Source organism: Morganella sp. TYF_1 (assembly GCF_043105645.1).
GTDB lineage: Bacteria > Pseudomonadota > Gammaproteobacteria > Enterobacterales > Enterobacteriaceae > Morganella > Morganella morganii_B.
Genome location: NZ_JBICLU010000026.1, coordinates 637,592 through 661,356 on the forward strand (window position 1 = coordinate 637,592; position 23,765 = coordinate 661,356).

At 52.4% G+C, this 23,765-nt stretch carries 26 protein-coding genes; 5 read left to right on the forward strand and 21 right to left on the reverse strand.

Translation table 11 applies throughout. The features are described from left to right. Nucleotide 1: 1 nt before the first annotated feature. Nucleotides 2–3,442, forward strand: coding sequence for a transcription-repair coupling factor (gene mfd, locus ACF8OF_RS16345; protein ID WP_392497361.1), 3,441 nt, complete (start codon nt 2–4; stop codon nt 3,440–3,442). 147 nt (nt 3,443–3,589) lie between these two features. Further along, nucleotides 3,590–4,759 (forward strand): pyridoxal phosphate-dependent aminotransferase, encoded by a 1,170-nt coding sequence (locus ACF8OF_RS16350; RefSeq protein ID WP_392497153.1) that lies wholly within the window; start codon nt 3,590–3,592, stop codon nt 4,757–4,759. Nucleotides 4,760–4,842: 83 nt separating this feature from the next. Here the strand turns inward: ACF8OF_RS16350 and umoD are convergent, their stop codons facing one another. Further along, on the reverse strand, nt 4,843–5,259 hold the full coding sequence (gene umoD, locus ACF8OF_RS16355) for a UmoD family flagellar biogenesis regulator (protein ID WP_279798523.1): 417 nt from the start codon (nt 5,257–5,259) through the stop codon (nt 4,843–4,845). Between umoD and ACF8OF_RS16360 the strand changes: the two genes are divergently transcribed. Then, entirely contained in the window at nt 5,183–5,407 is a 225-nt protein-coding gene (locus ACF8OF_RS16360; protein WP_262859804.1) for a hypothetical protein, read from the forward strand. The genes umoD and ACF8OF_RS16360 overlap by 77 nt on opposite strands. A gap of 324 nt (nt 5,408–5,731) precedes the next feature. Here the strand turns inward: ACF8OF_RS16360 and ACF8OF_RS16365 are convergent, their stop codons facing one another. The 19 genes from ACF8OF_RS16365 to yceD all read right to left on the reverse strand — a co-directional run bounded on the left by ACF8OF_RS16365 (nt 5,732) and on the right by yceD (nt 21,501). Beyond that, nucleotides 5,732–7,036, reverse strand: a complete 1,305-nt coding sequence (locus ACF8OF_RS16365; RefSeq protein WP_072870469.1) for an NAD(P)/FAD-dependent oxidoreductase — start codon at nt 7,034–7,036, stop codon at nt 5,732–5,734. Between the two features lie 444 nt (nt 7,037–7,480). After that, nucleotides 7,481–8,029: an alpha/beta hydrolase YcfP gene (gene ycfP, locus ACF8OF_RS16370; RefSeq protein ID WP_004238088.1), complete on the reverse strand. Its 549-nt coding sequence runs from the start codon at nt 8,027–8,029 to the stop codon at nt 7,481–7,483. Next, nucleotides 8,026–9,048 carry a beta-N-acetylhexosaminidase gene (gene nagZ / locus ACF8OF_RS16375; protein WP_262882438.1) on the reverse strand — a complete coding sequence of 341 codons (1,023 nt, stop codon included), beginning with the start codon at nt 9,046–9,048 and terminating at the stop codon, nt 8,026–8,028. The genes ycfP and nagZ overlap by 4 nt, the downstream gene beginning before the upstream one ends. An 18-nt stretch (nt 9,049–9,066) precedes the next feature. Continuing rightward, nucleotides 9,067–9,909 carry a hypothetical protein gene (locus tag ACF8OF_RS16380; protein ID WP_392497154.1) on the reverse strand — a complete coding sequence of 281 codons (843 nt, stop codon included), beginning with the start codon at nt 9,907–9,909 and terminating at the stop codon, nt 9,067–9,069. Beyond that, complete coding sequence (lpoB, locus tag ACF8OF_RS16385; RefSeq protein WP_279798515.1) at nt 9,899–10,480, reverse strand: penicillin-binding protein activator LpoB; 582 nt, start codon at nt 10,478–10,480, stop codon at nt 9,899–9,901. Before lpoB ends, ACF8OF_RS16380 begins: the two co-directional genes overlap by 11 nt. Nucleotides 10,481–10,501: 21 nt before the next feature. Then, complete coding sequence (gene hinT / locus ACF8OF_RS16390) at nt 10,502–10,852, reverse strand: purine nucleoside phosphoramidase (protein ID WP_004238084.1); 351 nt, start codon at nt 10,850–10,852, stop codon at nt 10,502–10,504. Between the two features lie 43 nt (nt 10,853–10,895). Next, nucleotides 10,896–11,675 carry a metal-dependent hydrolase gene (locus ACF8OF_RS16395; protein ID WP_279798512.1) on the reverse strand — a complete coding sequence of 260 codons (780 nt, stop codon included), beginning with the start codon at nt 11,673–11,675 and terminating at the stop codon, nt 10,896–10,898. Nucleotides 11,676–11,685: 10 nt separating this feature from the next. Continuing rightward, nucleotides 11,686–12,684 carry a DNA polymerase III subunit delta' gene (gene holB / locus ACF8OF_RS16400; RefSeq protein WP_279798510.1) on the reverse strand — a complete coding sequence of 333 codons (999 nt, stop codon included), beginning with the start codon at nt 12,682–12,684 and terminating at the stop codon, nt 11,686–11,688. Beyond that, nucleotides 12,684–13,322 (reverse strand): dTMP kinase, encoded by a 639-nt coding sequence (tmk, locus tag ACF8OF_RS16405; protein WP_274370797.1) that lies wholly within the window; start codon nt 13,320–13,322, stop codon nt 12,684–12,686. The genes holB and tmk overlap by 1 nt, the downstream gene beginning before the upstream one ends. Beyond that, entirely contained in the window at nt 13,319–14,341 is a 1,023-nt protein-coding gene (mltG, locus tag ACF8OF_RS16410) for an endolytic transglycosylase MltG (protein ID WP_337152449.1), read from the reverse strand. The genes tmk and mltG overlap by 4 nt, the downstream gene beginning before the upstream one ends. A 20-nt stretch (nt 14,342–14,361) precedes the next feature. Continuing rightward, nucleotides 14,362–15,201, reverse strand: a complete 840-nt coding sequence (gene pabC, locus ACF8OF_RS16415) for an aminodeoxychorismate lyase (RefSeq protein WP_392497155.1) — start codon at nt 15,199–15,201, stop codon at nt 14,362–14,364. 159 nt (nt 15,202–15,360) lie between these two features. Then, the gene (gene fabF, locus ACF8OF_RS16420) at nt 15,361–16,605 is read right to left on the reverse strand and encodes a beta-ketoacyl-ACP synthase II (protein WP_349467721.1); all 1,245 of its coding nucleotides are present in this window, start codon (nt 16,603–16,605) and stop codon (nt 15,361–15,363) included. A gap of 68 nt (nt 16,606–16,673) precedes the next feature. Continuing rightward, a complete protein-coding gene (gene acpP / locus ACF8OF_RS16425) occupies nt 16,674–16,910 on the reverse strand; it encodes an acyl carrier protein (RefSeq protein WP_004238075.1) in 237 nt (78 codons plus the stop codon). A 155-nt stretch (nt 16,911–17,065) separates the two neighbouring features. Then, nucleotides 17,066–17,800 (reverse strand): 3-oxoacyl-ACP reductase FabG, encoded by a 735-nt coding sequence (fabG, locus tag ACF8OF_RS16430; protein WP_166709001.1) that lies wholly within the window; start codon nt 17,798–17,800, stop codon nt 17,066–17,068. Nucleotides 17,801–17,807: 7 nt separating this feature from the next. Beyond that, entirely contained in the window at nt 17,808–18,740 is a 933-nt protein-coding gene (fabD, locus tag ACF8OF_RS16435) for an ACP S-malonyltransferase (protein WP_262859794.1), read from the reverse strand. 19 nt (nt 18,741–18,759) lie between these two features. Continuing rightward, on the reverse strand, nt 18,760–19,713 hold the full coding sequence (locus tag ACF8OF_RS16440; protein ID WP_049241106.1) for a beta-ketoacyl-ACP synthase III: 954 nt from the start codon (nt 19,711–19,713) through the stop codon (nt 18,760–18,762). Nucleotides 19,714–19,718: 5 nt separating this feature from the next. After that, on the reverse strand, nt 19,719–20,765 hold the full coding sequence (plsX, locus tag ACF8OF_RS16445; RefSeq protein WP_392497156.1) for a phosphate acyltransferase PlsX: 1,047 nt from the start codon (nt 20,763–20,765) through the stop codon (nt 19,719–19,721). Between the two features lie 28 nt (nt 20,766–20,793). Continuing rightward, a complete protein-coding gene (rpmF, locus tag ACF8OF_RS16450; RefSeq protein WP_004240653.1) occupies nt 20,794–20,964 on the reverse strand; it encodes a 50S ribosomal protein L32 in 171 nt (56 codons plus the stop codon). 12 nt (nt 20,965–20,976) lie between these two features. Further along, nucleotides 20,977–21,501 carry a 23S rRNA accumulation protein YceD gene (yceD, locus tag ACF8OF_RS16455; RefSeq protein WP_004238065.1) on the reverse strand — a complete coding sequence of 175 codons (525 nt, stop codon included), beginning with the start codon at nt 21,499–21,501 and terminating at the stop codon, nt 20,977–20,979. A gap of 154 nt (nt 21,502–21,655) precedes the next feature. Here yceD and ACF8OF_RS16460 point away from each other — a divergent pair, with 154 nt between their 5' ends. Together ACF8OF_RS16460 and ACF8OF_RS16465 are read left to right on the forward strand one after the other, a co-directional pair. Further along, nucleotides 21,656–22,246, forward strand: coding sequence for a Maf family protein (locus ACF8OF_RS16460; RefSeq protein WP_392497157.1), 591 nt, complete (start codon nt 21,656–21,658; stop codon nt 22,244–22,246). 37 nt (nt 22,247–22,283) lie between these two features. Continuing rightward, nucleotides 22,284–22,610 carry a hypothetical protein gene (locus ACF8OF_RS16465; protein ID WP_262859792.1) on the forward strand — a complete coding sequence of 109 codons (327 nt, stop codon included), beginning with the start codon at nt 22,284–22,286 and terminating at the stop codon, nt 22,608–22,610. Nucleotides 22,611–22,677: 67 nt separating this feature from the next. Here the strand turns inward: ACF8OF_RS16465 and rluC are convergent, their stop codons facing one another. Then, complete coding sequence (rluC, locus tag ACF8OF_RS16470; protein ID WP_392497158.1) at nt 22,678–23,637, reverse strand: 23S rRNA pseudouridine(955/2504/2580) synthase RluC; 960 nt, start codon at nt 23,635–23,637, stop codon at nt 22,678–22,680. Between the last annotated feature and the right edge of the window lie 128 nt (nt 23,638–23,765).

Below are 23,765 nucleotides of genomic sequence, written 5' to 3' on the forward strand. Positions count from 1 at the left end.
AATGCCGCTGAAAACACGCTATGAACTCCCGGCCCGTGCCGCAGACACCCGCCAGCTCGGTGAAATGACCGGCGCAGCCTGTGCGGTGGAAACCGCGTCGATAATTGAACAACACGACGGCCCCGTCATCCTGGTAACCCGCGATATGCAGAATGCCCTGCGGCTGCGGGATGAAATCCGCCAGTTTACCGCACTCCCGGCAGAAACCCTTGCCGACTGGGAAACCCTGCCGTATGACAGCTTCTCGCCGCATCAGGAGATTATCTCCAACCGGTTATCCACCTTGTACCGTCTGCCAACCCTGGAAAAAGGCGCCCTGATCCTGCCGGTCAATACACTGATGCAGAAAGTGTGTCCGCCTGAATTTCTCACCAGTCATGCCCTGGTGATGGCAAAAGGGGAAAAACTGTCACGAGACAAGCTGCGTGAAGAGCTGGTTCAGGGCGGTTACCGCAGTGTCGAACAGGTGCTGGAGCACGGCGAGTTTGCCATTCGCGGAGCATTGCTGGATCTGTTCCCGATGGGCAGCGAACTGCCGTTCCGGATTGATTTCTTTGATGATGAAATCGACAGCCTGCGCACCTTTGATGTCGATACCCAGCGCACCCTCGATGAAGTGAATGCGATCAATCTGCTGCCCGCTCACGAATTCCCGACGGATAAAGACGCTATCGAGCTGTTCCGCAGTCAGTGGCGGGAAATCTTTGAGGTACGCCGCGACCCTGAGCATATTTATCAGCAGGTCAGCAAAGGTACCCTGCCCGCCGGTATCGAGTACTGGCAGCCACTGTTTTTCACCGCGCCGCTGGTACCGCTGTTTGACTATCTGCCGGATAATACGCTGCTGGTGACTCAGGATTTACAGGAATCCGCCGACCGTTTCCGCCGTGATGTACAACAGCGTTTTGAAAGCCGGGGTGTGGATCCGATGCGGCCGTTACTGCCGCCGTCACAACTGTGGCTGACGCCGGAAGAACTCAATCAGCAGATGAAAACGCTGCCGCGTATGCAGCTGAATAATGACAAACTGCCGCGCAAAGCCGCCAATACCAACCTCGGGTATACCGCACTGCCGGATCTGAAAGTCAATCCGCAACTGAAATCCCCGCTTGACCCGCTGCGCCGCTTCCTGGAAAGCACCGACGCTGCCGTGATTTTCTCGGTAGAAAGTGAGGGACGGCGTGAAAGCGTGCAGGAACTGCTGGCGCGGATCAAAATCAAACCGGCGGAAATCCGCAGCCTGCAGGAGGCAACTGTACCGGGCATTTATGTCATGCTCGGTGCTGCCGAACACGGTTTTGTTGATAATGAGCGTCAGTGTGTTCTGATCTGCGAAAGCGATATGCTGGGCGAGCGCGTGGTGCGCCGCCGTCAGGACACCCGCCGAACCATTAATACCGATACCCTGATCCGCAACCTCGCGGAGCTGCGCCCCGGTCAGCCGGTGGTACATCTGGAGCACGGTGTCGGCCGCTATCAGGGATTAACCACGCTGGAAGCCGGAGGGATCAAGGCGGAATACCTGATCCTCACCTACGCCGGAGAAGATAAACTGTATGTGCCGGTCTCCTCACTGCATCTGATCAGCCGCTATGCCGGAGGTGCGGATGAAAGCGCGCCGCTGCATAAACTCGGTGGCGAAGCCTGGAGTAAAGCACGTCAGAAAGCGGCAGAAAAAGTCCGTGATGTGGCGGCACAGTTACTGGATATTTATGCACAGCGGGCCGTCAAACCCGGCTTTGCCTTTAAGCATGATCGCGAACAGTACCGCGAGTTTTGCCAGTCCTTCCCGTTTGAAACCACCGCAGATCAGGAGCAGGCTATCAATGCGGTGCTGAGTGATATGTGTCAGCCGGTGGCAATGGACAGACTGGTGTGCGGTGATGTCGGTTTCGGTAAAACCGAGGTCGCAATGCGGGCTGCCTTCCTCGCCGTCCATAACCACAAACAGGTTGCTGTGCTGGTGCCGACCACCCTGCTGGCGCAGCAGCACTATGATAATTTCCGTGACCGTTTCGCCAACTGGCCGGTGCGGATTGAAGTCCTCTCCCGTTTCCGCAGCGCCAAAGAGCAGCAGCAGGTGCTGGATGATACCCGGGAAGGAAAAGTGGATATCATCATCGGCACGCACAAGCTGTTGCAGAGTGATGTACACTGGCATGATCTCGGTCTGCTGGTGGTGGATGAAGAACACCGCTTTGGTGTCCGCCATAAAGAACGCATCAAGGCGATGCGCGCCAATGTGGATATCCTGACCCTCACCGCCACCCCGATCCCGCGTACCCTGAATATGGCGATGAGCGGCATGCGGGACCTTTCTATTATCGCCACCCCGCCGGCAAGACGGCTGGCGGTGAAAACCTTTGTCCGCCAGTATGATGAGCTGGTGGTGCGGGAAGCGATTCTGCGTGAGGTACTGCGCGGCGGTCAGGTCTATTATCTCTACAATGATGTGGAAAACATTGAAAAAGCCCGCGATCGTATTGCGGAACTGGTGCCGGAAGCCCGTGTGGCCGTCGGCCACGGACAGATGCGTGAACGCGAGCTTGAACGGGTCATGACTGACTTCCATCATCAGCGTTTTAATGTGCTGGTATGTACCACGATTATTGAAACCGGTATCGATATTCCCAGCGCCAATACCATTATCATCGAACGGGCCGATCATTTCGGGCTGGCACAATTGCATCAGCTGCGTGGTCGTGTCGGGCGTTCGCATCATCAGGCTTATGCCTATCTGCTCACCCCGCACCCGAAAGCCATGACCACCGATGCCCATAAACGCCTGGAAGCAATTGCCTCTCTGGAAGACCTGGGGGCCGGATTTGCTCTCGCCACGCATGACCTGGAAATCCGTGGTGCGGGTGAACTGCTGGGCGAAGACCAGAGCGGTCAGATGGCCAGCGTGGGTTTCACCCTCTATATGGAAATGCTGGAAAGTGCGGTCGATTCCCTGAAAAGCGGCAAAGAGCCGTCACTGGAAGACCTTACCCAAAGCCAGACCGAAGTGGAGCTGCGTATGCCAGCCCTGCTGCCGGAAGATTACCTGCCGGATGTCAGCATGCGCCTCTCCTTCTACAAACGGATTGCCAGCGCGCGCAGCGATACCGAACTGACCGGGCTGAAAATTGAGCTGATTGACCGCTTCGGTCTGCTGCCGGATGCCGGTCGTTACCTGCTGGCAGCGGCGGGTCTGCGCCTGCAGGCACAGGCGCTGGGGATCCGCCGGATTGAGGCCCAGGAGAAAGGCGGTTTTATCGAGTTCAGTGAGAAAAACCATGTCGATCCGGCGTATCTTATCGGGCTGCTGCAAAATAACCCGAAACAGTACCGGCTGGACGGCCCGTCAAAACTGAAGTTTATCTGTGACCTGACCGACCGCAGCAAACGTATTGAGTTTGTCGCCGATTTACTGACCGCGTTTGCCGCTCATCCGGTATAACGTACAACATCCTCTCTGTCAGGTGCCGGTTTCGCCCGGCACCTTAAAATGAATAAAAATCCATTTATTGTGAATATTAATTTGCAAGGTGATTATTAGTTCGGTTAGTATTTACCAAAATATAATGACAACAACAGGGTAAATACTATGGATCGTCGTTCGTTTCTGAAATCAACAGGGATCGCATTCGGTGGCTTAACGGCTGCTTCTCTGATCAGCACCGGTCATGCCGCCACGGATACCGTTTCTCCCGCTGTTAACGCCGCACCGCTCAGTGCAGAAAATCCGCTGCTGCTGAACTTCAATGAAAACTCACTGGGGATGTCGCCGAAAGCCCGCCAGGCGATTATTGATGCCCTTCCCGGCGCATTCCGCTATCCGGATGCTGCCCGCGAAGCGCTGATTGAGCAGATTGCCGCACACTTCTCACTGACACCGGCGCACATCAGCCTCGGGAATGGTTCCTCGGAAACCATTCAGGCGGCTGTGCAGATGCTGGTGGCGGATGCGCAGAAAAAACAGCAGCCGGTGCAGCTGATTGTGCCGGATCCGACATTCAATTATGCCGAACTGTATGCTGAGCCGCTGGGCGTGAATATTGTCAAAGTACCGCTGAAAGCCGATCTCTCTTTCGATCTCGCGGCCATGCAGGCGATTGCGGATAACTTTGCCGGTCATTCCGTTATCTATATCTGTAACCCGAATAACCCGACTGCCATGATCACCCCGGCATCACAACTCGCACAGTGGGTAAACCAGGCACCACCGCAGCAGAATTTTATTATTGATGAGGCGTATGCGGAATTTGTGTCTGATCCGCAATTTAAAAGTGCGGTTGAATGGGTGGCTGCCGGAAAATCCAATATTATCGTGACGCGGACTTTCTCGAAAATATTTGCCCTGGCCGGGCTTCGTGTCGGTTACGGTATTTCGCTGCCGGCAGTGACAGAGCAGATAAATAACTTCAATTCTATCGATAATACTAATATAGCGGGTGCCGTTTCCGCTCTCGCATCCCTGAATGATAAACCGTTTATTGATTACAGCCGTCATTCAACGGATGTATCACGGGAAATTGTGGCAGCGGCACTGAAAGAATTAAATCTGCCTTATGCCCCCTCACAGGCTAATTTTATCTTCCATAAAGTCAGTGGGGATGTAAAAACCTATCAGCAACGGATGAAAGAGAATCATATTATGGTCGGCCGTGAATTTCCGCCGGTAACCGGCTGGAGTCGCCTGACATTAGGTACACCGGAAGAAATGCAGCAATTTGTGACGGTATTAAAACAGTTTCGTCAGAAAGGCTGGGTTTAATTTCCGGTTACTTTAAATAAAAAGTGGTAAATACCGGTTTGCCGCGTAAACCGGTATTTTCTTTTTTTTGTCCGCAACGCACTTTATTTCACGCTATTCAGTTCGGGTAAAATGATCAGCCGCCCGGTGTTATCCACCGGCATGACATCACCGGGATTATAATTGATTCTCACTCTGCCGACGGTATCTTTGATTTTATACACCACATCATAGCCCACAATCCGGTGCTCATAGGTGTAAGCCATGGTGCAGGCGCGGTATGTCGGGCCGCCGTACACCTTTGGTGCGTGCAGCAGGGTTTCATACAGCAGATACGGGGTACAGACCTGTTCTGTCGGATGGACGATATCCAGAAGGTCTCTTTTATACGGGCCAGGCATCGCTGTCAGGTCACAGTATTCATGACGCACCGGCACCGTTGCCATGATAGGTTCAGATGAAAGAACCTCAGCAACAGCAGGATGCTTATTCTTTGTCACAGCAAAAGAAATAATTATCACAAAAATAACAAAAAGAAGAATAAGTCCTGTGACTGTTATTCGTGATAATGGTTTCCGTTCAATTTTATTCATTGTCAAATTATATAAATATCCAGCGGTGATAATTAGGATTATTCCTATCCGTGACCGGTTTATTTTTAACATTTAATCTTACCGGACTATATTCCCACAGCACCGCTAAATAAAAGTTAAATAATAATGATGAAACAAAAATTCTGTCCCTGTAATTTATTAATTCAACCTGACTGTATGTGTACTGACAACGATCAAAAATAATGAATAAAGAGCAGTATCTGCCTTATTTTGTGCATTACCACCGGAATTATCTGTTAGTGATGATACCAAATCGCTGCTGAATAATACATTTTCCGGTTTTACATCAAATTCGTGCAATATCTGTTTTCCTGCTTTCAGCAGGGTTTATTATTATAAAAAAATGACGCCCTGAGGCGTCATTATCGGAGGAGATCAATTAATGTAATTTCAGCCGCGGACGGATAATCCGGTTTATACCACCAACCAGCATCATCAGCCCGGTTTTAATATAACCGTGCAGCGCAATCTGATGCATACGATACAGCGAAATATACATCACACGGGCAATACGTCCTTCAATCATCATATTGCCGCGCATCAGGTTACCCATCAGGCTGCCGACTGTACTGAACCGGGAGAGAGAAACCAGTGAACCGTGATCTTTGAACACATAATCCTTCAGCGGCTTATCGTTGAGTACCGCAAGGATGTTGTGATAACAGCGGGTTGCCATCTGGTGTGCTGACTGCGCACGCGGCGGAACAAATCCGCCCTCTTTTTTCGGGCAGGAAGAGCAGTCACCGATAGCGAAAATTGCGTCATCACGGGTGGTCTGGAGTGTTGGTTTGACCATCAGCTGATTAATACGGTTGGTTTCCAGCCCGCCAATCTCTTTCAGGAAATCCGGAGCCTTGATACCAGCCGCCCAGACCATCAGGCTTGCGGTGATATGCTCGCCGTCTTTGGTGTTCAGACCGGATTCATCGGCACTGGTGACCATGGTCTGCGTCATCACACGCACACCCAGTTTGGTGAGCTCCTGATGTGCGGCACCGGCAATTTTCGGCGGCAGTGCAGGCAGAATACGCTCACCCGCCTCCACCAGCGTCACATTCAGCGCATCGGTATTCAGACCCTTAAAACCGTAGCTGTGAAGCTGTTCAACGGCATTATACAGTTCCGCTGACAGCTCCACCCCGGTCGCCCCGCCGCCGACAATAGCGATATTGACTTTGTCGCCTTCGCCGTGGCTGGCGGAGTATTTCAGGAACAGGTTCAGCATCTCATTATGGAAGCGGTTCGCCTGTGACGGACTGTCGAGGAAGATACAGTTTTCTTTGATCCCCGGGGTACCGAAATCGTTGGAGGTGCTGCCCAGAGCCATCACCAGGATGTCATAATCCAGGTTACGCTCCGGCACCAGCAGATCACCGTTGTTGTCACGGATTTCCGCCAGGGTAATGTTTTTGCTGTCACGATCCAGACCGGTCATCGAACCCAGCTGGAAATTGAAATAGTGATTGCGGGCATGCGCCAGGTAGCTCAGGGCATCCACGCCGTCATCCAGAGAACCGGTCGCCACTTCGTGTAACAACGGTTTCCACAGGTGGCTGCTGTTGCGATCGACCAGTGTGATTTCCGCTTTTTTCTTCTTACCTAATTTGTGGCCGAGTTGCGTTGCCAGTTCCAGCCCGCCTGCGCCACCGCCGATAATCACAATCTTCGTATTCGGTGTAGTCATAACATCCTCTGAAAAATAATCTAACGTTATCTCAGGGCTCTTCATAAAAAACAGTGAGATAACATCAGATAAAACTGAATCGTGTCACACCATGGTATACCACAACAGGTAATTTGGTCATACCATATTTGATCATAATCAAATTTTGGGTAATCCGGCGGGAAAATGCAAACATTATTTTAAATTTAGCAAAATAATTTTACTTTTGGTTTACCTCTGATGCTTTCTTTAATCACCGGATTAACTTCTCAGCGCAGCGGATAATAAAAGCCAGTTATCTTGCTGATTCAGCAAAGGAAAGTTATTGATATAACGCAATGACCGGAACGATACGTAAGAGAAGGATCACAGGAAAGGCAGATTTGAGACAGGAATCGCTTCAGTTGCAGGGGAAAAATACCGCGCCTTCAGCAGGCGCGGCTGTTTTACAGAGAGGCGGTGTTATCAGGCTTTTTTAAACGCGGTTTTAAACCCTTTGATTTCCTGCAGATGACGGGACAGATCCTTAAACTTATGGGTCTGTTCTTCATCCCAGATGACCTGATAGTACGGCGACAGCGTGTCATGCGCACGCTGGTTATCCAGCGCCTCATCATTGCGGGACAACAGCACCAGGCAGTTCTGCCGGTTCAGTTCGCGGAAATCCGAGATACACTTGGTCATGATATCCAGATACTCTTCAGGGCGGTCGATTTTACCTTCCATATTTTCATACGGGAACAGGTTCGGGTTCACCATCACCTGGCGGATCCCGCACAGATAGCCGACACGTTCAGCCCAGAAGCCCCCCAGACCCACGCCCAGCACAATGGCCGGTCCTTCGCTCTGTTTTACCGCTTTATCCACTTCAGTCAGCAGATATTTCATGTCATAACGCGGATGCAGTGTGCTGTAACTGATAAAACGGACATCCGGGTCCGCAAATTTCAGCTGCATCACTTTTTCATGATTGCCCGGGCTGGTTGAATCAAATCCATGAAGATAAATAATCATGCTCGCTCCTGCCATTGTTCGTGTAATACGGATAGGGTTTTGTTCGCCTGCTGCCAGCGCTCGCTGCGCTGCAGTTCAGCCAGATCATAACCTTTACCCCGATGATACAACTTATCAATACGTTGTGCCGTGATAACAGGCAAATTATCAAGGATAGTCACAGCACCTTTACGGTTATTACAGACCAGGATCATATCGCAGCCCGCATCCAGTGATGCCTGACCACGCTCCGCATAGCCGCCCATCACCGCCGCGCCTTCCATTGACAGGTCATCGGAGAAAATCACCCCGTCAAACCCGAGCTGCTGACGCAGTACCGATTTCAGCCAGTAAGAGGAACCGCTCGCCGGACGATCATCAATCTGCGTGTAAATCACATGTGCGGGCATCACTGCATCAAGCAGACCACGCTGGATAAATTCACGGAAAATCGCCATGTCTTTACCGCGGATCACCGCCGGGTCGCGTTCATCACGCGGCGTTTCTTTATGGGAATCCGCACTGACCGCGCCGTGTCCCGGGAAGTGTTTACCGGTGCTCGACATCCCGGCGCTGCGCATACCGCGCACAAAGCGCTCCGCCATCTGCGCCGCAATGTCGCCGTCCTCGTGGAAAGCGCGTGAGCCGATAGCCGCACTGCCGTGTCCCAGATCCAGCACCGGCGCGAAACTGATATCAATATCCATGGCAATCATTTCCGCTGCCATCAGCCAGCCCGCCTCTTCCGCCAGCGCAGAGCCGGTGAGCAGGTCATTAAACAGGGCAAAAGACTGTGCCGCCGGCAGACGGGTAAAGCCGTCTTTAAAGCGCTGGACACGACCGCCCTCCTGGTCAACCGCAATCACAACCCGGTTGTCGCGGGTAGCTTCACGGATCTGCCGCGTCAGTTCGCGCAGCTGTGCCGTGTCATGGAAATTACGGGTAAAGAGAATCACTCCCCCGACTGAAGGGTGGCGCAGGATCTCGCGCTCTTCGCTGTCCAGCTCATACCCTTCGACATCTAACATTACAGGACCCATAGTGACACCTCGTTATATTTACCTGAGCCCGGCGGCGGCTTTCAGCGCGGCCGGGTATTGCAGAAACTGCGGGTCGCCGGTTTGTCCCCAGCGGCTCTCAAACCACATAACCATCATATAATCTGCCCGTGCCTGCCAGCGGCAGGTCTGCGCCAGTACGCGCTGCGGACAGTGATAAGCAGAATAATAACGCAGAAAAGTGTGAATTAACGTCAATGACCAGTGATTGGCACGAAAAAGTGTGGCGAGAGACAGACCGATATCCGTGTCAGCAGCATATTCCCAGTCAATCAGATGCAGCTCCCCCGCTGCCGTCACGATATTACCGGGGTGGATATCCATATGTGCGGGTGCCAGTTTCAGCGGCTGAGGCTCTGCTTCGCGCATAAAGTGACGATGGATACGCAACAGCTGCGGGGTGCGGCGGCGTTTGTCGGTCAGGTGAAAATGGCGTTCTGCCTGCGCTTTGAGCGGCAGACGATACCCGGTAAGCGGCTGGTTATGCAGATTGCTGACCAGCGCCGCCAGTTGCGGGATAAAGCGCGGTTGCTGTATCTGTTCCGGCGGCAGTGTTTCCCCCTCCACCCGGTACAAAAGCAGCCAGCCGTGGCTGAACCCGGCCACGCACGGGGCAAGGCCGCTGTCACGCAGACGGTACAGGATCCGCGCCTCTTTCTGACGGCTGACACCGATATCCGCACTGTGCATGGTCTGTGCTCTGCCAATCAGAGACACACCTTTTTGTTCAATACTGACACTTTCCCGCGTCAGCCCGTTCAGCGGACGGATTGTCCAGCCGCCGGCAGGCAGTGCGGGAAAGTGTTCAGCGAGGCATAACAGTAACGCGCGGTTACTGCTCAAGCACCGCACCCTTACCGGACCAGATGATTTCACCGCTGCTGACAGACATCAGCTGCATCTCCATCTGACGGGCCTCACGGGTACCGGTCACCACACTGTACAGTACATAGTCGGCATTCAGATAACGCGCCAGACCAATCGCTTTACTGCGCAGGGTCAGTGTGTCGTTATCTCCCATGCCCAGCACCGACATAGCACTGCTGACCGCACCGGCCGGGATCACATTCAGTACCCCGGTTTTTCCGATGGTATTCATCAGCGCACCGGTCGCAACGCTGGTTTGCAGACTGCTGTTGGTTTTATTACCGACTTTATTCACCAGCAGCGTGCTGCCCTGATTCACGCCGTCGCTGTGAACCATCTGATTAACCAGTGGTGTAATACTCTGTTCCCACTCGATTTTTTTCATTTTCGGCGGAACCGGTACCGTATCCGGCGGCGGCAGCGGCGGCAGTGTGGTATCCGGCGGCGGCGTTACGGTACCCACCGGTACCGGAGGTGTTACCGGCGCCGTTGAAGGACACCCGGCGAGCAGCCAGACTGACGCTATCACACATAAAAGACGTTTCATCACTGTTCTCCTGTCCGCCGGTTATTTCGCCAGCATCGGCCCCAGATGATGGCCGCCGACCAGATGCATATGAATATGGAACACTTCCTGTCCGCCATGGCGGTTGCAGTTCATGATCAGGCGGTAGCCGTCATCAGCAATACCTTCCTGCTGTGCGATTTTAGCCGCAACCGTGATCATATGACCCAGAACCTGTTCATCTTCCGGTGTGACATCATTCACGGTAGGAATAAGATGGTTAGGAATAATCAGAATATGTGTCGGTGCCTGCGGGGAAATATCCCGGAACGCTGTCACGCTGTCATCCTGATAGACGATATCAGACGGAATTTCACGACGAATAATTTTACTAAAAATAGTTTCTTCGGCCATAACCTGCTCCTGTAATTAATCAGCCTGACAGATGTGTGCGGATTTACCGGACAGACACCTGAAACAGACGGCAGAAATTGTCAGTGGTGATCTCAGCAAGCGCCTCAACGCTCACCCCTTTTAATACCGCCATATACTCCGCCACATCACGCACATACGCGGGCTGGTTCTCTTTACCGCGAAACGGTACCGGGGCCAGATACGGCGAGTCGGTTTCCACCAGAATGCGATCCAGCGGTACAATACGGGCGGCTTCGCGGATCTGCTCGGCATTGCGGAAAGTCAGAATACCGGAAAAGGAGATATAAAAACCTTCATCCAGCAGCGCTGAGGCCGTCTCTTTGTCTTCGGTAAAGCAGTGTAACACGCCGCCGCACTCCCCGGCCTGCTCTTCACGGATAATCGCCAGGGTATCTTCACGGGCATCGCGGGTATGGACAATCACCGGTTTATTCAGCTCACGTCCGATACGGATATGCTCGCGGAAAACATCACGCTGAAGCGCGGCATTTTCTTTCTGGTAGTAGTAATCCAGCCCGGTTTCACCGAGTGCCACCACGCGGCTGTCCGCTGCCATTGCGCGCAGCTGAGTGAAATCATACGGTTCATCCAGATTCAGCGGATGAATACCGCAGGAAAAGGCCACATCCGGGCGCTCGCCAATCAGCTCACGCATTTTGGTGTAACCCGGCAGGGTGGTCGCCACCGCCAGCGCGTATTTCACATCACGCTGCGCGGCCTTTTGCATAACATCGTCCACACTTTCATGCTTTTTTTCATAATCCAGGCAATCGAGGTGGCAATGGGAATCGACTAAAAACATAATTAACTCATTATCTTAAATTAGGTGATGCAGAAAACAGGGTTTCCTGGTGTAATAATTGTTCTGTCAGCAGCAGTTCCTGATTCACACCGGTGATGGTCATCAACCGGTGGCGGCAGGTCAGCCAGCTTTCCGCTGCATTCAGTAAGTGTGCGCTGCTGTAATGCGTTGCCAGTTGTGCAACAAGCGCAGACTGATCCTGATTCAGACAGGCAGGTGCCATATTCTGCTGATATTTTACCGCATCCATAAACAGAGTCGTCAGCCAGCTGATGCGTTTTTCCGCATCCTGATGATTCAGTTCAGATAACAGCGATAAAAAGTCTCCGCTGCGTACGGACGCGGCCAGTTGCGTAAACAGGTTCAGGCGATTCTGCCAGTCAGCGGTGGTCAGCAGTGACAATGCCGCCGCCGGGGCATTGTGACAAAGATTCAGCGCCGTCTGCCGCGACACCGCATCAGACTGCGGATATTCGCGCTGCAACCACTGCCCCCCGGTATCCGCTGACGGCGGAGCCAGATGATAAGCAAAACAACGGCTGCGCAGTGTCGGCAGCAACTGCTCCGCCCCCCGGCTTTGTAACACAAACCAGGTATTCTCTGTCGGCTCTTCCAGGGTTTTCAGCAAGGCGTTGGCAGCCGCTTCGGTCAGCAGTTCCGCCTGCGGAATATGCACCAGTTTGGCTCCCCCTTGCTGGGCATGATCGTACAATTTTTCTGTCACGGCCCGCACCGCATCAATCCCGATGGCGGATTTGCCTTTTTCCGGCTGCAGCAGATAAAAATCCGGATGCGTGCCTGCCAGCATCAGTTTACAGCTGTGGCACTCCCCGCAGCTTTTGATGCCCTGCGGCTGCTGACACATCCGCAGTCGTGTCAGGGCATAGGCCAGCTCGTCGGTACCGGTGCCGGAAATGCCGTACAGCAGCAGAGCATGGTGTCCCTGACCGGACAACCACGCGGTTGCCAGCTGACGGTAAACAGGATTAAGCCACGGATACCAGTTCATTACGCCTCTTTCTGCTGTGCCAGCCAGTTCAGTATGGCAGAGCGGATTGATTGATGAACATTATCCATTGATTGCGAAGCATCAATGGTCACAATGCGCGGATCGGACTCTGCCAGCTCCAGATAACGGGATCGGGTGCGGCGGAAGAAATCCAGTGATTCCTGTTCGATTCTGTCCAGTTCGCCCCGGCTGCGGGCACGGGCCAGGCCGGTTTCCGGCGGCAGATCAAGATACAGGGTAAAATCAGGATAAAAATCCCCCAGTACGGTATCACGCAGTGACGCCATCAGTTGGCGATCAATACCGCGTCCGCCGCCCTGATAAGCCTGAGAGGAGAGATCATGGCGATCGCCGATCACCCATTGTCCGCGCGCCAGTGCCGGTTTGATCACATTATCGACCAGCTGAATACGGGCAGCGTATAACATCAGCACTTCTGCTTTATCAGTAACCGTTTCGCCGTCGATCCCATCTTTAATCAGCGTACGCAATTTTTCTGCCAGCGGCGTGCCGCCCGGTTCGCGGGTATAGATCAGATCTGTGATGCCGTTTTCATGCAGTGTATCAACAATCACCTGACGTGCCGTGGTTTTCCCGGCACCTTCAAGTCCTTCAATTACTATAAATTTGCCTGTCATTGTTTTTTTAATCCGCTACGGTAATCTGCAACCGCCCGGTTGTGATCCCGCAGATTCGTGGTAAATACATGTCCGCCTTTGCCGTCCGCGACAAAGTAAAGGTAACCGGTGGTGTCCGGTCTGGCTGCCGCATCCAGCGAGGCACTGCCCGGCATGGCGATTGGCGTCGGCGGCATGCCGTCAATCTGATAGGTATTATACGGCGTTGCCCGCGCCAGGTCGCTGCGGTAAATCGTGCCCTGATAACGCTCACCCATGCCGTAAATCACCGTCGGGTCGGTTTGCAGGCGCATTTTCAGTTTCAGCCGGTTCATAAAGACCGAGGCCACTTTTTTGCGTTCGCCGTCCACGCCGGTCTCTTTTTCAATCAGCGAGGCCATGATCAGCATTTCATACGGATCGGCATACGGTAAGTCGGTGTTACGGGTTTTCCATGCCGCCGCCAGTTTGGTTTCCATCTGCTGATGCGCCCGTTTCAGGATTTGAGTATCTTCCGTTCCGGCGGTATAAAGATAGGTATCCGGATAAAAACGCCCTTCGAGGTGACTCCCGGCAGGCAGGCCGAGCATCTCCGTCAGTTTATCCGCCGGTAAATCCGCGAGGGTCTGTTTCAGGTAAGGCGCTTCCGACAGAATCTTCTGCCAGTCCGCTAATTTACTGCCTTCCACAAAACGGATACTGAATTGCGCCTCTTTACCGCTGACAAACAGTTGCAGCATGCTTTTGACCGTCATATCCGGTGTCAGACGGTAAGTACCGGCTTTGATTTTTGCCAGTTCCGGCTCCAGTTGCAGCAGCCAGTCATAATTATGTGATTCCGGGATAATCCCGCTTTCCGCCAGTTTTTTCTCCAGCGCCACACGACCGGTACCCGGCGGAATGGTGAAAATGGTCTCTTCAGTGACAGAAATTTTTTGCCCGGAAAATGCGTTCACCTGATGATAAAGCCAGTACGCCACGCCGCCCGCAACCGCAAGCAGCACCAAAAATGTCACAAGGAAAATCCGTGTTTTTTTCATCAGTCATTAACTCTGTTCAATCAGGGTATTGCTGCCGGACAGTGCGGCAAAAGCCAGGTAAAGAGTGAGCGGGAGGTATAATGCCAGTGATGACGGGCATCCGCACGGATATCATTGACCGGCATGACCGGCATCAGCGCATTGCACATAATCACTTCATCCGCTTTTGCCAGCACCTGCGGAAAACGTTCGGTTTCATAACAGCGGTAACGGCTGCCTTTCAGCACATCCATGATATGTGCGCGCATCACACCTGCCACGCCACATTTTCTCAGTGACGGGGTAAATACGTCATCACCACAGCGCCAGAACAAATTGGCGCTGCATCCTTCGGTCAGAATGCCGTCAGTATCACAGACAATGGCTTCATCGGCCTGCTGTTCTGCCGTATAACGGCGGATCAGCACCTGCTCCAGCCGGTTCAGGTGTTTGATACCCGCCAGATATGGATTGACAGACAACGGTACCGGGCTTTTCACCACCGATAACCCGCGATCCTGCAATGCCGGATAGCTTTCCGGATATGCGGAGCGGATCAGGATCACTACCGGCGGTACATCCGCACGCAGGTAACCGCGCCCCTGCTCACCGGCAGAAATAATCACTTTCAGCACACCATCCGCTGCACCCTCTGCGGCCTGCATTATCCACTGAGTCAGCCTTGCATCATCCGGCGGCGTCAGCCCCAGCCCGGCACAACCACTGCGGAGCCGGTGCAGATGGCGTGACAGCAGAGACGGTTTGCTGTTGACAATGCGCATCGTGGTAAAACAGCCGTCACCAAACTGCACACTGCGATCAGAAATCGCAATAGTGTGCTGCGCTACACCATTGACCCAGTAATGCGTCTGTTGTGTCATAGCCAACTCATTGTTTTAACGGTTATTATTTAGCCGTCATTCAGTATGCGGACAGACCTGTATAATAGTACAGCTGTGATTTTTGTGCAAAACTGCGATACCGTCACCCGTCAGGTAAAAAAAAAGCGCCGTCAGGCGCTTTTTTCTCAGAAAACAGACTCAGATCTTACGGAAAATCAGGGAACCGTTGGTGCCGCCGAAGCCGAAAGAGTTACAGAGTGCGTATTCCATACCTTCCACTTTGCGGGCTTTGCCCGGTACAAAGTCGAGTTTGCAGACCGCTTCATCCTGATTATCCAGGTTGATGGTCGGCGGTATGATCTGATCACGCAGTGCCAGAATGGTGAAAATGGATTCCACTGCACCGGCGGCACCCAGCAGGTGACCGGTCATGGATTTGGTGGAACTGACCAGAACGTTGGTTCCTTCACCAAATACCGTTTCAACGGCTTTTGCTTCCGCCACATCACCCGCAGAGGTGGATGTACCGTGAGCATTGATATAGCCGATGCTGTCAGCAGGAATACCCGCATCCTGAATCGCGTTTGCCATGGCCAGTGCGGCACCGTCACCGTTTTCCGGTGGTGATGTCATGTGATAAGCATCGCTGCTCATCCCGAAACCGACCAGCTCCGCGTAGATTTTCGCACCGCGGTTTTTCGCGTGTTCGTACTCTTCCAGCACCAGTATACCGGCGCCGTCACCCAGCACAAACCCGTCACGATCTTTATCCCACGGACGACTTGCGCCCTGAGGATTGTCATTATTGGTGGATAAGGCACGCGCAGCACCGAACCCGGCAACACCTAATGGTGTGCTGGCTTTTTCAGTACCACCGGCAACCATCACATCCGCATCACCGTAAGCGATGATCCGGGCAGCATGACCAATGTTATGTACGCCGGATGTACAGGCAGTGGCAATGGAAATGCTTGGTCCGCGCAGGCCGTACATAATACTTAAATGTCCGGCAACCATATTGATGATAGTTGAGGGAACAAAGAACGGGCTCACTTTACGCGGGCCGCCGGCAGCCAGAGCGCTGCAGTTTTCTTCAATCAGTCCGAGACCACCAATACCAGAACCAATCGCAGCTCCGATGCGGGTTGCATTGGCTTCTGTTACTTCAAGTCCGGAATCCGCAATTGCCTGGATACCGGCTGCAATACCGTATTGAATGAAGAGATCCATCTTCCGGGCATCTTTGCGCGAAATATTAAAATCTTCGTGATTGAAATCTTTTACCATACCTGCGAATTTGGTCGCATGGTTAGAGGTGTCAAAATGCTCAATCAGGCTGATACCACTCTGCCCGGCACACACAGCTTTCCAGGATGAATCGACTGTATTACCGACAGGAGATAACATGCCAAGTCCGGTCACGACTACACGACGCTCAGACACGCTTATCCTCCGGGGGGGAAAATAAAAGAAACAAGGCGGTCGGGTGACCGCCTGGACATGAGGGATGCTTACTTGCCTGCGTTCTCAACGTAGTCAATAGCAGCCTGTACAGTTGTGATTTTTTCTGCTTCTTCGTCTGGGATTTCGATGTCGAACTCTTCTTCCAGAGCCATCACCAGCTCAACTGTGTCAAGAGAATCAGCGCCTAAGTCATCAACGAATGAAGCTTCGTTTTTTACTTCTTCCTCTTTAACACCCAGTTGTTCAACGATGATTTTCTTAACACGTTCTTCGATAGCGCTCATACTATTAAATTTCCTATCAAAACTCGCTATATGCGATGGTTTTCGTAGTTTATAAAATACAGGAAAAGATGCAACCCAATCCCGGCTGGTCTAACCATATAAATACTCACTTTTGCGTGTGTTTACACAAAAACGGCAAATGGTCAGCTCAAACATTAAATCATGTACATGCCACCATTGACATGCAATGTCTCGCCTGTGATGTAAGCCGCTTCATCAGAAGCTAAGAAGGCTACAGCACTGGCAATCTCTTCAGCATCACCCAAACGGTTAGCAGGAACCTGAGATAAAATGCCTGCACGCTGGTCGTCTGTCAATGCGCGAGTCATATCAGTTTCGATAAAACCCGGAGCAACGACGTTGACAGTGATGCCGCGCGACGCGACTTCACGGGCGAGTGATTTACTGAAACCAATCAGCCCGGCTTTCGCCGCCGCATAGTTAGCCTGTCCGGCGTTCCCCATCGTCCCGACAACGGAACCGATGGTGATGATGCGCCCGCAACGTTTTTTCATCATGGCGCGCATAACCGCTTTGGACAGACGAAATACGGATGAAAGGTTCGTGTCGAGGATATCCTGCCACTCATCGTCTTTCATACGCATCAGTAAGTTGTCACGTGTGATACCTGCATTATTAACCAAAATATCAATTTCGCCAAACTCAGTGCGAATATTTTCTAATACATGGTCAATGGATGCGCTGTCGGTCACGTTCAGCGCAAGGCCTTTACCCTTCGCGCCTAAATATTCACTGATAGCTGCCGCACCGCTTTCGCTGGTTGCAGTACCAATGACAGTTGCACCGCGTGCTGCTAATTTCTCAGCAATTGCACGGCCGATTCCGCGGCTCGCACCGGTGACAAGGGCAATTTTGCCTTCAAAGCTCATCTCAACCTCAGCGATTTTCAAGTGCTGTTTCCAATGATGACATATCATTGACAGCAGATGATGTTAATGTTTTCACAATACGCTTAGTCAGCCCGGTCAGTACTTTGCCCGGCCCTGCTTCCAGCAGATCTTCAACACCCTGCGCGGCCATAAACTCAACAGTTTCGGTCCAGCGTACCGGATTATAAAGCTGACGGACTAATGCATCACGAATTGCATCGGCGGAAGTCTCTATCTTAACATCAACATTGTTCACAACAGAAAAGATTGGTGTATTAAATGTGATATTTTTTAGCGCAACGGCTAATTTATCAGCAGCCGGCTTCATTAATGCACAATGTGACGGCACACTGACCGACAACGGCAGCGCACGTTTTGCCCCGGCCTCCTTACATAATGCCCCGGCACGCTCAACGGCATCTTTCTCACCGGCGATAACCACCTGGCCCGGCGAGTTAAAGTTAACCGGTGATACGACCTGCCCCCTGGCTGCTTCTTCACAGGCTTTGGCGATAGCATCATTGTCCAGACCGATGATGGCATACATTGCCCCGGTACCGGCCGGAACGGCTTCCTGCATCAGGCGGCCTCGTAATTCCACCAGTTTGATGGCTTCTTTAAAATCCATCACACCGGCACACACCAGCGCGGAGTATTCCCCCAGGCTGTGACCGGCCATCATGGCAGGCATGGCGCCGTTTTTTTCCTGCCAGACACGCCAGATAGCCACAGAGGCCGCCAGCAGTGCAGGCTGGGTCTGCCAGGTTTTATTCAGTTCGTCTTCCGGCCCGTTCTGAACGAGTGCCCATAAATCGTAGCCCAGTTCAGCGGATGCTTCGGCAAAGGTTGCCTCAACGACCGGAAAATGTGCCGCGAGGTCCGCCAGCATACCGACTGACTGAGAACCTTGTCCCGGAAATACCATTGCATATGCAGACATGATTTAGCTTCCTGAAAAATTAAAAACGAATTAATGCAGAACCCCAGGCAAAACCACCGCCGAAGGCTTCAATCAGAATCAGCTGACCGCGTTTGATGCGCCCGTCACGAACCGCTTCGTCGAATGCCGTCGGTACAGAGGCCGCAGAGGTGTTGCCGTGACGATCAAGCGTTACCACCACTTTATCCATGCCCATATTTAATTTTTTTGCTGTGGCACTGATAATGCGCAGGTTTGCCTGATGCGGCACCAGCCAGTCGAGTTCTGATTTATCAATATTGTTCGCCACCAGCGCTTCTTCAACGACGTTGGCTAATTCACGGACAGCCACGCGGAACACTTCGTTACCTGCCATTGTCAGGTACGCCGGTTTTTCGCTGTCTTTGCGATCTTTATTCGGTAATGTCAGCAGATCGCCATAGCGACCGTCCGCATGTAAATGGGTGGAGAGAATGCCCGGCTCTTCTGAGGCTTCAACCACAAAAGCACCCGCGCCGTCACCAAACAGGATAACAGTACCGCGATCTTCAGGGTCCAGCGTTTTCGCCAGCACATCCGAACCGATCACCAGCGCTTTTTTCGCCATACCGGTTTTAATGAATTGATCCACCACGCTGATAGCGTAGCTGAAACCGGCACACGCCGCCGCCACATCAAAGGAGATGCAGCTGTCAATGCCCAGCAGTTTCTGGATTTCACAGGCCGCGCTCGGGAAACCGTGCGTGGAAGAAGTGGTACCCACAACGATCAGATCGATATCACCGGCAGGAATACCCGCCATATCCAGTGCGTTCAGAGCTGCCTGGTGCCCCATCGTAACAACGGTTTCATCATCACCGGCCAGACGGCGCTCACGGATCCCCGTACGAGTAACAATCCACTCATCGGTTGTGTCGACCATTTTTTCCAGATCAGCATTTGTGCGGATTTGTGCAGGAAGATAGCTCCCGGTTCCTAAAATTTTTGTATACATATTAGTTAGTTACTCTTGGGTAATACCATGGCGAGGCGGGATGCGATTCGTTCAGGCACCTGCTTTTCAACAGTCTGAACCGCCTGCGTTATGGCAGCGTTGAATGCACTTACATTCGCCGCACCGTGACTTTTAATCACAATGCCGCGTAATCCTAACAGAGAAGCACCGTTATACTGGTCGGGGTTCAGGTGGCTGAAGCGTTTATTCAGCCATTTTGTCACCACTTTCTTCACGACTTTCTTCACAGCTTTGTACAGCAGAGATGACGATTTGCCTTCATTCTGTGATTTAAACATAGAAAGGATCACACGAATCACCCCTTCCATGGTTTTCAGGGTAACGTTACCCGCGAAGCCGTCACAGACCAGCACATCCGTTTTACCGGTCAGCAGTTCGTTACCTTCTGCATAGCCGATATAATTGATGTCCGGTATCGATTTCAGCACCGTGGCTGCTTCGCGGATATTGTCGAGTCCCTTGGTTTCTTCTTCACCGATGTTCAGTAATGCCACACGCGGATGCGGGATCCCGGCCACATCTTCTGCCATCACCGCGCCCATGACAGCAAACTGCACCAGCATCTCACTGCTGCACTCCGCATTTGCGCCCAGATCAAGCAGCACCGTTTTGCCTTTCTTCTGATTCGGCACCACGGTCATCAGCGCGGGACGCTCGATGCCTTCAATCGATTTCAGCATCAGTTTCGCCAGCCCCATCAGCGCCCCGGTGTTTCCGGCACTGACGCACGCCTGTGCCTCCCCCTCTTTCACCAGTTCCAGCGCGATACGCATGGATGTGCCTTTGCTCTGGCGGATAGCCTGAGAAGGTTTGGCATCACCGGCAATCGTCTCATAGGCAGGGATCACCCGCAGACGACTGAGCAGCTCAGCATTCTGGTTTGCAAGCAGAGGAGAAATGGAATCAGGGTGCCCGACCAGCAACAGGGTGAGCTTTGGATTAGATGCCAGTGCCTGCAGCGAGGCAGGCACTGTGACATGGGGGCCGATATCCCCACCCATGGCATCTAACGCGATGGTTAGATTAGTCAAGATATCAACGTGCTTAAAAAGCAGCAGATTACTTGTTGATTACCTTACGACCACGGTAGTAACCATCAGCGGTCACATGGTGGCGCAGATGAGTTTCACCAGAGGTTTTGTCAACAGAAACCAGAGTTGCTGACAGTGCGTCATGAGAGCGACGCATACCACGTTTGGAACGAGTTGGTTTATTTTGTTGTACGGCCATTGACCTTACTCCTTAAGTACTTTTCTTTAAACTGGCTAATGCGGCAAACGGATTTGGTTTTTCTGCTTCCGGAGGAAGCTCACCAAAGACTTTCACCGCGTCGGACACTTCACAGTGTTCAGAATCATGTACCGGAACCACAGGCAGAGAAAGAATTAATTCATCTTCAATCATTGCCAGTAAATCTGTCTCACCAAAATCATTTACGTCAATTGGCTCATACTCTTCCGGTAATGCCTCAGCCTGTTCATCGCTGACAACCGGGCTGAAACAATACGTTGCGCGGACATGAAGCGGGAAGATATTACCACACCGCTGACACTCAAGTGAAACATCAGTTTCTGCTGTTCCCTTAATGACTGTCAGACGCTGCGGATCGATTTCAAACGTCAAATCAACATCAACATCGCTGTCCACACTGACTACCGATTCGGCTAACCGCGTAACCTGCTCAGGTGCATAGCACCCCCGGTAATCCAGACGCTTCTGCGCGGCGCGCTTTGCATCAATAGTCAGAGGTAATTTTATCTTTTGCATAAGGCGCGCATCTTATATTCGTAAGACGATATAGTCAAAGAAAATATAGACAGCAAAGAGGGCGGTAACCTGCCTTCCCGCTAAAAATACACTCAATAAGCGGCGCATAGTTTAGAATGAGTTTATTCTTTTTACCATGACTTTCGGAATATTTATGATCTCACTGGTTCTCGCCTCCACCTCCCTGTACCGCAAAGCGTTGCTGGAAAAACTCGGCATCCCGTTTGTATCCGCCGCCCCGGATACCGATGAAACCCCGCATCCGGCAGAAGATGCGCAGTCGCTGGTCATGCGCCTGGCACGCGAAAAAGCCCGTTCATTAACACAACAGTACCCTGACAGCCTGATTATCGGCTCTGATCAGGTTTGTGTGCTGGACGGGGAAATTACCGGCAAACCGCATCATTATGACGTGGCCTTTGCACAATTGCGCAAAGCCTCCGGTCAGTGCATCACCTTTTATACCGGGCTGAGCCTGTATAACAGTGCCACCGGGGAAGATCACACGATATGTGAACCTTACCACGTATATTTCCGTACACTGGATGATGACGAAATCCGTGCCTATCTGCTGGCGGAAATGCCGTATCAGTGTGCCGGAAGCTTTAAATCTGAAGGTTTAGGAATCGCCTTATTTAAAAAACTGCAGGGAGATGACCCTAATACACTGATAGGTTTACCGCTTATCCGACTGACAGAATTACTGATTCAGGCCGGATACAACCCACTGCGGATCCCCCGCTGACACGCTCCGGGGTATCCGATGATTCTGAGGAACTGACATGAAGCTGAAAATGATCGCTGCCGCAACGCTGCTGTTCAGTGCTGCCGGTCTGGCGGCCCCGTCACTGGCGGATAAGACAACCTTTGTTGCCGACTGTACAAAAGGCGCTGTGACCAACCTGAAAAACCCGGAGAACCGCAGTAAGGTTCCGGCGGTTTGTGAGTGTGTGTATGACAACTCGCTGGCGAAATTCGGCAAAGACGGACTGGAAAAACTGGATGATCGGATCCGCAAAGGTCAGGCACTGACCGAACAGGACTCTCAGGCAATCGGTGAGATTGCACAGAGCTGCACCACAAAGATTATCGGTGTGCAGACGAAGTAACCGCAGAATACCCTCTGTATAAGCAAAAACCCGCGTTCTGCGCGGGTTCTTTATTTCTGCTCTCTGCTTATTTTGCCTGTTTCGACCTCAGTACCGTCAGGCAATTGCGCAGTTTTTCATCCAACGGTGCCTGAAGGCGCATTGCCACACCAGTAGACGGATGGGTAAAGGCAAGTGCTGCCGCATGTAAAAACAACCGGTTAAGCCCCGTCCCTTTCAGCTGAGCATCAAACTGCGCATCACCGTAACGGTTATCAAACGCGATAGGATGACCCGCATGCAGCGTGTGAACACGGATCTGATGTGTACGGCCGGTGACCGGACTGGCTTTAACCAGCGTGGCCGCCTCAAACCGCTCCTCCACTTTAAACCGTGTTTCCGACGGTTTGCCTTCCGGGCTGACTTTCACCACGCGCTCGCCGCTCTGGAGAATATTTTTCAGCAGCGGTGCCTGCACTACTTTTACTGAGGATTGCCACTGACCGCGTACCAGTGCCAGATAATCTTTCTGCATCTGTTTCAGGCGCAGTTGCTCATGCAGTGCCCGCAGCGCGGAACGTTTTTTGGCGATCAATAAAATGCCGGAGGTATCGCGGTCAAGCCGGTGTACCAACTCCAGGAAACGTGCCTCCGGGCGCAGTGCGCGCATTGCCTCAATCACACCGAAACTCAGACCGCTGCCGCCGTGTACCGCTGTACCCGCCGGTTTATTAATCACCAGAATATGATCATCTTCATACAATACACACTCTGCGAGTGCGGATACTTTATCCAGTTTCGCCGACACCGGGGCATCGTTTTTCTCAGCCACACGCACCGGCGGGATACGGATGCTGTCCCCGTCCGCGATTTTGTATTCCGGCTTAATCCGGCCTTTATTGACACGCACTTCCCCTTTACGGATGATGCGGTAAATCATGCTCTTCGGCACCCCTTTGAGGCGCGCGAGCAGGAAATTATCAATACGCTGGCCGGCTTCATCGCCGGACACAACAACAAATTGAACTGTCTGATTATCAGTTTTCATGAAACGGGGGGCTATCCTCTGAACCGTTGCTCCGTAAACCGGGATATTTTCCCGGTGAAACAGGCGGCAAATGTGCATCAATGTTTTACGCGGCTATTTTCCCATTTTTTCCGGAAAAAGACCAAGGA

Bases quoted from the DNA above. Each gene is read 5' to 3' on its own strand.
- nagZ (WP_262882438.1), bottom strand. From the start codon at position 9,048: ATGGGTCCTGTAATGTTAGATGTCGAAGGGTATGAGCTGGACAGCGAA.
- holB (WP_279798510.1), bottom strand. From the start codon at position 12,684: ATGAACTGGTATCCGTGGCTTAATCCTGTTTACCGTCAGCTGGCAACC.
- ACF8OF_RS16395 (WP_279798512.1), bottom strand. From the start codon at position 11,675: ATGTTTTTAGTCGATTCCCATTGCCACCTCGATTGCCTGGATTATGAA.
- ycfP (WP_004238088.1), bottom strand. From the start codon at position 8,029: ATGATTATTTATCTTCATGGATTTGATTCAACCAGCCCGGGCAATCAT.
- fabD (WP_262859794.1), bottom strand. From the start codon at position 18,740: ATGTCTGCATATGCAATGGTATTTCCGGGACAAGGTTCTCAGTCAGTC.
- yceD (WP_004238065.1), bottom strand. From the start codon at position 21,501: ATGCAAAAGATAAAATTACCTCTGACTATTGATGCAAAGCGCGCCGCG.
- ACF8OF_RS16360 (WP_262859804.1), top strand. From the start codon at position 5,183: ATGATAGGTTCAGATGAAAGAACCTCAGCAACAGCAGGATGCTTATTC.
- pabC (WP_392497155.1), bottom strand. From the start codon at position 15,201: ATGACACAACAGACGCATTACTGGGTCAATGGTGTAGCGCAGCACACT.
- mfd (WP_392497361.1), top strand. From the start codon at position 2: ATGCCGCTGAAAACACGCTATGAACTCCCGGCCCGTGCCGCAGACACC.
- ACF8OF_RS16440 (WP_049241106.1), bottom strand. From the start codon at position 19,713: ATGTATACAAAAATTTTAGGAACCGGGAGCTATCTTCCTGCACAAATC.
- ACF8OF_RS16460 (WP_392497157.1), top strand. From the start codon at position 21,656: ATGATCTCACTGGTTCTCGCCTCCACCTCCCTGTACCGCAAAGCGTTG.
- acpP (WP_004238075.1), bottom strand. From the start codon at position 16,910: ATGAGCGCTATCGAAGAACGTGTTAAGAAAATCATCGTTGAACAACTG.
- rpmF (WP_004240653.1), bottom strand. From the start codon at position 20,964: ATGGCCGTACAACAAAATAAACCAACTCGTTCCAAACGTGGTATGCGT.
- lpoB (WP_279798515.1), bottom strand. From the start codon at position 10,480: ATGAAACGTCTTTTATGTGTGATAGCGTCAGTCTGGCTGCTCGCCGGG.
- ACF8OF_RS16465 (WP_262859792.1), top strand. From the start codon at position 22,284: ATGAAGCTGAAAATGATCGCTGCCGCAACGCTGCTGTTCAGTGCTGCC.
- ACF8OF_RS16365 (WP_072870469.1), bottom strand. From the start codon at position 7,036: ATGACTACACCGAATACGAAGATTGTGATTATCGGCGGTGGCGCAGGC.
- tmk (WP_274370797.1), bottom strand. From the start codon at position 13,322: ATGACAGGCAAATTTATAGTAATTGAAGGACTTGAAGGTGCCGGGAAA.
- ACF8OF_RS16350 (WP_392497153.1), top strand. From the start codon at position 3,590: ATGGATCGTCGTTCGTTTCTGAAATCAACAGGGATCGCATTCGGTGGC.
- fabG (WP_166709001.1), bottom strand. From the start codon at position 17,800: ATGAGCTTTGAAGGCAAAATTGCCCTTGTCACCGGTGCGAGCCGCGGA.
- mltG (WP_337152449.1), bottom strand. From the start codon at position 14,341: ATGAAAAAAACACGGATTTTCCTTGTGACATTTTTGGTGCTGCTTGCG.
- rluC (WP_392497158.1), bottom strand. From the start codon at position 23,637: ATGAAAACTGATAATCAGACAGTTCAATTTGTTGTTGTGTCCGGCGAT.
- hinT (WP_004238084.1), bottom strand. From the start codon at position 10,852: ATGGCCGAAGAAACTATTTTTAGTAAAATTATTCGTCGTGAAATTCCG.